The 1,254-nt window shown below is 41.9% G+C and carries 1 protein-coding gene; it reads left to right on the top strand.

Annotated features, from left to right (window positions below; genetic code table 11):
* Positions 1–1,131, top strand: a 1,131-nt coding sequence (locus QZ265_RS10340; RefSeq protein WP_296405902.1) for an amino acid aminotransferase, incomplete at its 5' end; no start/stop codon positions are given.
* Positions 1,132–1,254 lie beyond the last annotated feature (123 nt).

The raw sequence follows: 1,254 nt of genomic DNA on the forward strand, positions 1-1,254 counted from the left end.
GACAGCAATCCGAATAAGGTAAACTTAGGTGTTGGGATTTATTTGGACGAAAATGGTCAGTTACCATTACTAGAATGTGTTAAAGAAGCAGAGAGACGCATGAGTACGCCATTTGCCCCTCGCCCATATTTACCGATGGAGGGTCTGACTGGATTTCATAAAGCCTGTCAAGACCTTGTCTTTGGCAAAAATGCTCCTTTATTACAACAAGACCGTGTCGCAACCATTGCCACTATTGGGGCTTCAGGGGCTTTAAAAGTAGGTTCAGAATTTATTCATAAATGGTTTCCAGACTCAAAATGCTATGTTAGCGACCCTACTTGGGTTAATCATATGGCAATCTTTGAAGGTAGTGGCATGGAAGTTGGTAGCTATCCTTATTATGATCCTGAAACTGGTGGCATTAAATTCGATGAATTGATCCGTTTCTTAGAAACTTTGAATAAGAATGATGTGGTGTTGTTGCACCCTTGCTGTCATAACCCCACGGGCGTTGACTTAACCCATGAGCAATGGGACAAGCTACTAGCTGTGGTCAAAGAGCATGAGCTAATCACCTTTATGGACATTGCTTATCAAGGATTTGGTGAAGATTTAGATAGCGATGCCTATGCCATTCGTAAAGCAGTTGAACTGGATCTTCCGGTATTCGTTAGTAACTCTTACTCCAAAAATTTATCTTTATATGGAGAGCGCGCTGGTGGTCTGTCAATTGTGTGCCCAACGCCTGATGAGCGAGTCAGAGTCTTCGGTCAGCTAAAGTTAATCGTTCGTAAAATCTATTCTAATCCGCCGTCGCACGGTGGTCATGTGGTAGATATCGTCATGAATGATGCTCAACTCTATGAGCAATGGGTAGGTGAACTTTATGCGATGCGAGATCGTATTAAAGCGATGCGCTTTAAGCTTAAATCGGTACTAGAGGCGAAGCTTCCTGGCCATAATTGGGATTATTTGACTACCCAAAAAGGCATGTTTAGCTATACTGGATTAAGTCCACAACAAGTAGAACGTTTGCGCGCTGAATACGGTATATATCTATTGACGACGTCTCGAATGTGCATAGCAGGTCTTAACATTCATAACGTTGACTATGTAGCCAGCGCCATGGCCGAAGTCTTAAAAGATTAAAATAGACTACAGTTTCAAATGATCTTCAGTTTCAATAGTTACTAGTGATTTGAAGACGACCTTATGTTAACGAAATTTTAACGAATCGCCGGGCAAATGCTCGGCTTTTTCGATTTTGAAGAC

The organism is Psychrobacter sp. (assembly GCF_018260395.1).
Lineage (GTDB): Bacteria > Pseudomonadota > Gammaproteobacteria > Pseudomonadales > Moraxellaceae > Psychrobacter.